7 protein-coding genes, 1 tRNA gene and 1 pseudogene are annotated in these 5,192 nt (G+C 65.5%); 6 read left to right on the forward strand and 3 right to left on the reverse strand.

Annotation, left to right across the window (positions count from 1 at the left end; genetic code table 11):
• Positions 1 to 1,576: 1,576 nt before the first annotated feature.
• Together FHG71_RS22655 and FHG71_RS22660 are read right to left on the reverse strand one after the other, a co-directional pair.
• Positions 1,577 to 1,652, reverse strand: a tRNA-Ala gene (locus tag FHG71_RS22655).
• A gap of 34 nt (positions 1,653 to 1,686) precedes the next feature.
• The gene (locus FHG71_RS22660) at positions 1,687 to 2,178 is read right to left on the reverse strand and encodes a HugZ family pyridoxamine 5'-phosphate oxidase (RefSeq protein ID WP_139084027.1); all 492 of its coding nucleotides are present in this window, start codon (positions 2,176 to 2,178) and stop codon (positions 1,687 to 1,689) included.
• A gap of 100 nt (positions 2,179 to 2,278) precedes the next feature.
• Here FHG71_RS22660 and FHG71_RS22665 point away from each other — a divergent pair, with 100 nt between their 5' ends.
• Together FHG71_RS22665 and FHG71_RS22670 are read left to right on the forward strand one after the other, a co-directional pair.
• Complete coding sequence (locus FHG71_RS22665) at positions 2,279 to 2,593, forward strand: TFIIB-type zinc ribbon-containing protein (RefSeq protein WP_139084028.1); 315 nt, start codon at positions 2,279 to 2,281, stop codon at positions 2,591 to 2,593.
• Between the two features lie 133 nt (positions 2,594 to 2,726).
• A complete protein-coding gene (locus FHG71_RS22670; protein WP_139084030.1) occupies positions 2,727 to 3,071 on the forward strand; it encodes a ribosomal subunit interface protein in 345 nt (114 codons plus the stop codon).
• A 76-nt stretch (positions 3,072 to 3,147) separates the two neighbouring features.
• On the opposite strand, the gene FHG71_RS22675 is transcribed toward FHG71_RS22670, so the two are convergent.
• Positions 3,148 to 3,321 carry a CsbD family protein gene (locus tag FHG71_RS22675; RefSeq protein ID WP_139084032.1) on the reverse strand — a complete coding sequence of 58 codons (174 nt, stop codon included), beginning with the start codon at positions 3,319 to 3,321 and terminating at the stop codon, positions 3,148 to 3,150.
• Between the two features lie 132 nt (positions 3,322 to 3,453).
• Here FHG71_RS22675 and FHG71_RS22680 point away from each other — a divergent pair, with 132 nt between their 5' ends.
• From FHG71_RS22680 to FHG71_RS22695, 4 genes and pseudogenes are all read left to right on the forward strand, one after another.
• On the forward strand, positions 3,454 to 3,903 hold the full coding sequence (locus FHG71_RS22680; protein ID WP_139084034.1) for a DUF1801 domain-containing protein: 450 nt from the start codon (positions 3,454 to 3,456) through the stop codon (positions 3,901 to 3,903).
• Positions 3,904 to 3,982: 79 nt separating this feature from the next.
• A complete protein-coding gene (locus FHG71_RS22685) occupies positions 3,983 to 4,300 on the forward strand; it encodes an antibiotic biosynthesis monooxygenase family protein (RefSeq protein ID WP_139084036.1) in 318 nt (105 codons plus the stop codon).
• Positions 4,301 to 4,603: 303 nt separating this feature from the next.
• A complete protein-coding gene (locus FHG71_RS24860) occupies positions 4,604 to 4,942 on the forward strand; it encodes a restriction endonuclease (protein ID WP_139084037.1) in 339 nt (112 codons plus the stop codon).
• An 89-nt stretch (positions 4,943 to 5,031) separates the two neighbouring features.
• Positions 5,032 to 5,192, forward strand: a pseudogene (locus FHG71_RS22695) (IS5/IS1182 family transposase); the annotation flags it as partial.

Here is a 5,192-nt window from a genome sequence, read left to right on the forward strand (position 1 = left end):
CTCATGGCGGCCCAGATAGGGGCCACGAACCCCTACGCGACCATCCCCCACAAGATTGGGCAACAACCCCAGTGCAAACACTTCTGAAGGACCTGGGACGCTCACGACGGGAAAGGCGAGCCGCTCCCGGATGAACTCCTTCGTTGCTTGGTCAAGCGACCGGGTGCCCGCTGCGACCTCGTGGAGCCGGTTATGCAGTCCCTGCAAGACCAAGCGGTCGCAGACATGGATGCAGAACTGGACAACGCTCCTGCGCTCGACGAGAGCGGGGTGAGGCGGCCCCACGGACTCCGCCCCTTCGCGTCTGCGGTGCCGCCCGACACTCCGGCGTAGATAAAGCGGCCCTCGTCGTCCTATACCCTATGTACGGCGCTCCCGCTCGTCTGCACCTCCGACGGGCCAGTCCCGAAAGCGGAGGAGCGGGCCAAAGGTGAGGGCCAAGAGGTTCTCTGGCAGCACGGGCCAACCCTGCGCTGAGCCGATGGCAAAGGTCAGCCTGCGATCAGGCAATGGACTGTCATCCGGTAGTCAAATTCGCAGGAGTTAGGGGCCTTCCCTGTTTGCGAGCACTCGCTCGCATGCGTGCGGCCATCGACGCCCGGCAGGACAGGCCCGAACCCGAGATGACAAAGCTCATGATGCGCCTCAGCGCTTCCTAGCCTGCGGACATGAGTGGAACGGCGAGGAGGACTGGGCGGCATTGTTGGTGACTCGGATGGAATGGATTGACCAGCCCAACAGGCCCCGACCTGCTCACTCGACAGGGCACTTCGGACGGGCCTGTCGAGCGAGGATGTGCGGTGAGCGCTCGGGCTCTGTCGCAAAGGCCAACGCGTGGCTGCGGGCGGCGCTGCGTGACGCCTCGACCAGCCAAGCGCTCCGCGCCCACTCGCGCCCGCCGCTCCTCGCGGGGCAGTCGTCGGCCCAATCGCGCGAGCGTCATAGCCCTGCTGCTTGCGGTCGGGCTCACGGCCTACAGCCTGGGCCTGCTCCCTGCAGGGATAGGAAATGGCTTCCCACTTCGACCTTGGCCCCCGCATCTCGTGAGCAAGCTGACTGCACCCTCGCCGACGCGGAGCGAACGGAGGCAAGGACAACCAGGACGGAGCAGGGCTGCCCGAACCGTCACATGCCGAGCGCGCCAGGAGCCGACCGGCCAAGGCCCCGCACGTCGCTAACTTCTATGTCGAAGGTCCGGTTACGCATGTCCGCGATGGCGACAACATCGAGGTCGCGGGCGTGCCCGTGTGCATTGCTAATCTCGTCTGCGCTGAGATGGACACCAACGAGGGGCAGGGCGCGGGTATGTTCATGCGCGACCTCGTGAGAGGCCAAGCCGCCGCCTGCGACCTTGAGCGACGGCGCAGCCATGACCGGGAGGTCGGGGCCTGCTCGCTAATCGACTCTGGCGAGGACGTGGGCGAAATCCTAATTCAGGAAGGTGTGTGCGGCGTTGGTGAATGATCTGTCAACGTCGGCCGAAACAAGCCTTCATAGAGAACTGAAGAGACAATTGATGGCTCAAGCCTCAAGCCACAGTCGATTAGCTCTCAAAGCCTGACTTATGTTGATGCAATGGTGGACCCGAGGGGGATCGAACCCCTGACCTCGTCATTGCGAACGACGCGCTCTCCCAACTGAGCTACGAGCCCACGGCGGCGTATGTGACCTGTCGCGCGCGCGCTGTCAAGCGGGGCAGGACGGTTCCCGTAGGTCCCCCGGCGTCAGGCGGAAAGCGCGGCCAAAGCCGCCATTAAGATGCCCGACCATAGGTTCAAGCCGTAGCAGCAGGAAGTCGGCAAAGTCATAGTAGAGCGTGGTTTTGGGGTGGAGGGCGAGCCAGGCGTCGCGACAGGAAGCCTTGTCGGCATGCCCGGCGCGGGCCTGCAGCGACAGCCGGGGATGGGTGAGAGGGTCGCCCTTTGGCCCGGGCTCGCCCACGAGGAGCGAGCAGGCCGGGTCGGCGAGGAGCGCGCGGGTGTGCATCGCCAACGTCGAGACCAGCACCAGGGGGGCTGCGCCGTCCCAGCCCACGGCGACACGAGTGACGAGGGGGCCGCGCGACTCGGGCTCGATCACGCCCAAGGCGCCGTGGCGAGCCTCCTGCAGAAGGCGACGGGCAAGGGCACGAGCCTCGTCGTCGGTGGGGCGGATGGGATCGGGTCGTGTGTCGGCCATGGGCGGAGCCTGCCCCTGCGGACGATCCGGCGCAAGCCGGGCGGGTTGCGCCCGCGCGCGGGGCTACCTAGGTGCTGGGAACCAACAGGGAGATGATGCCATGAAATGCCCCGTGGACGGCGCGACGCTCGTGATGACCGAACGATCGGGCGTGGAGATCGACTATTGCCCACAGTGCCGAGGGGTCTGGCTCGACCGTGGCGAGCTCGACAAGATCCTTGAGCGGGCGGTGCCGCCGATGCAGCTGCAGGAGCCCCGGCGCGACAGCCATGCTGAGCCGCGCCGTGAGCCCTACCCGGAGCCGCGCCGCGAGGAGCCGCGGGGGGACTACTTGCGGTCCCACGGCCATCATGACGATGACTATTACAAGAAGAAGAAACGCAAGAGCCTGCTGGACGACATCTTCGACTTCTAAGGCGCCGAGGGCTGCCCGGAACCTCGGCAGGGCGGGGACGTTGCGACCGGGCCCGCCTGAGGGGGCGACGCGATCACGCCCCAGCTAGGCCGTCCCCTGGCCAAGGTCGGGGCGCAGACAGGAGGCCCAGTCCATGCACATCCAGTTCACCCACGCCGAGGACCTGCACGTCGACGCCGCCTCGCAGGACCGCATCGAGGCGCAGGTCCGGGTCATCTTGGGGCGCTTCGAAAACCAGCTCACAGCGGTGGTGTTCCACCTCAACGATCAGAACGCGAGCCGCGAGAGCGGCGACGACAAGTACTGCTCCTGCGAGGCGCGGCCCACGGGGCACGAGCCCGTGGCCGTGCACCATACGGCCGGAACGGTCGAGGAGGCCTGCAGCGGGGCCGCGAAGAAGATGCAGCGGCGGCTTGATACCGTTCTGGGCAAGCGGTCCGACGTGAAAGGCGGTGCCTCGATCCGGACGGGGTTGTAGCGCGGCGCCTCTTGGCCGACGAAAAGGGCGGGCCCGAGGGCCCACCCTTTGTCGTCCGAGCCATGCCGCTTCGGGCCTACTTCTTGACGGCGTCCTTGATGTCGCCCCAGGCTTTCTGGAGGTTGCTCTTGGCCTGGTCGGCATGGCCCTCGGCTTCGAGGTCCTTGTCTCCGGTCGCCTTTCCGAGGCCTTCCTTGACCTTGCCGCCGAGGTCGTTGCCGGTGCCCTTGATGTGGCTTTCGTTTGCCATGACTGGATGCTCCATCTTGTGACTCCCCAGCAACGAAGCGAAGCGTGACGCGGTTCCAGGGACCGCCGTTTCGCTAGCGACGGCAGCCGGCCGGGCGGTAGGCTGGGCTCGTTGCCGCGGGGAGGGAGCGTCATGGACCGCAGGGCCGCCAGGAGCGACGGGACCGATCCTCCGCAGACGAAGGGGCCGCGCCTCTTGTCCGGGGGCAACCCGCAGATCCTCAAGGGCGAGGGCGACGGGCCGGTGCAGGCCTGGATCGCCGCCGCGCCGGGCTGGAAGGGGGACCTCGCCCGGCGGATGGACGCGCTGATCGTCGAGGCGGTGCCGGGCGTGCGGAAGGCGGTGAAGTGGAACTCGCCGCTCTACGGCGTGGAGCCGGGGACGTGGTTCCTGTCGCTGCATTGCTTCGAGCGCTACGTAAAGGTGACGTTCTTCAAGGGCGCGCGGCTGGAACCCCCGCCGCCGGGCGCGTCGAAGATGCCGGAGGTGCGGTATTACGATGTGAAGGAGGGAGCTTTGGATGAGGGGGTGTTTGGGGAGTGGGTGCGGCAGGTGAGTGGGATAGAGGGGGAGAGGTTGTGACGTAGGATGCGCCGAGGCTTAACCCATGCTGGCTGCCATGCACCTAGCATGGCATCCTTGGATCGTCAGGGAGGCCATCATGCCAGAGATCCGTCGAGACTTCAGTGGACAGACCATCATCACCACCTTCGAGACCACGCCCGCCACCGCCTTCGACCTGATCGAGGCGCTGCAGTCGGCCTTCGCGGAGGTCATCTCGAAGCAGCCGGGTTTCCTGGGCGCGGCGCTCCACGTCAACGACGCGCGGACGCGGGTGTGCAACTACTCCCAGTGGGCGAGCCGCAAGGACTACCAGGCGATGCTGCGCACGCCGGAGATGCGGGAGAGGAACCGCGCGATCAACGCGCTGTGCCGGGGGTTCGAGCCGGTGATGTATGAGGTGGAGGGGGTGTATTGAGGGTGAGGCGCGCCCGGAGAACGGTCCGGGGGACCGTTCTCAGCGCCGAACGCCCGGCGCGGTGCGCCGGGCTGGGCGCTGGAAGGTGGCGTAGCGCGGGCTTCAGCCCGCCACCTTTACTCAAGTCATTGATGTTGCATGGCGGGCTGAACCCCGCCTTACGGGGTTGCGCGGTAGCGCGGGTGCTTCTCGGCAGAGCCGACGTTCACCTGCCGGCGGCCGGGGACGATGGGCGAGCCCACGCCTTGCGGCGCGCAAACACCTACCCTACGCTTGCATAAATGAAAGCGAGCCGGGTTGATAATGATAACTGAAGCTGTGCCCAATACTTGGCAAGACTTGCAAGAACAAACGGCTCAGATACTTCGGGAATGTGGTTGGTCAGCAGAAACTGAAGTCACTGTCGCGACGGTCCGGGGGCAAGTCGAGCTAGACGTTCTTGCGACGGAGACGGTGCAAGGCCGAGAATACAAAGCTATTGTTGAATGCAAGAATTGGGCGAGCCGTGTGCCGCAGGCTGTGATTCATAGCTTTAGAACAGTTGTCGGCGATATTGGAGCCCACAGTGGTTACATCGTTTCTAGAGCTGGCTTCCAAGCTGGTGCCTACCAAGTTCGCCCTGAACAACGACGAAGCATCTGATTTGGTGATGGAAACCGGAGGTTTTGGTCGATTTGGCGTGCAGGGTTTCATAGGATTTGGCCCGGAACCCTGCAATATCGGTCTGCCGCATGAAGCACCGCCCGCCTCCACCCGAGCAGGATGATCTCCTCCGTCCGCGTCTCGTTGACCTGATCGACCTGCGCCACGAGCTGGTGACATTGGCCACGCTGATCGACTGGGAGTTTTTCGAGCGCGAGTGGGCGGGGTTCTTCCCGTCGGCGACAGGCCG

This window comes from Rubellimicrobium roseum, assembly GCF_006152145.1.
Lineage (GTDB): Bacteria > Pseudomonadota > Alphaproteobacteria > Rhodobacterales > Rhodobacteraceae > Rubellimicrobium > Rubellimicrobium roseum.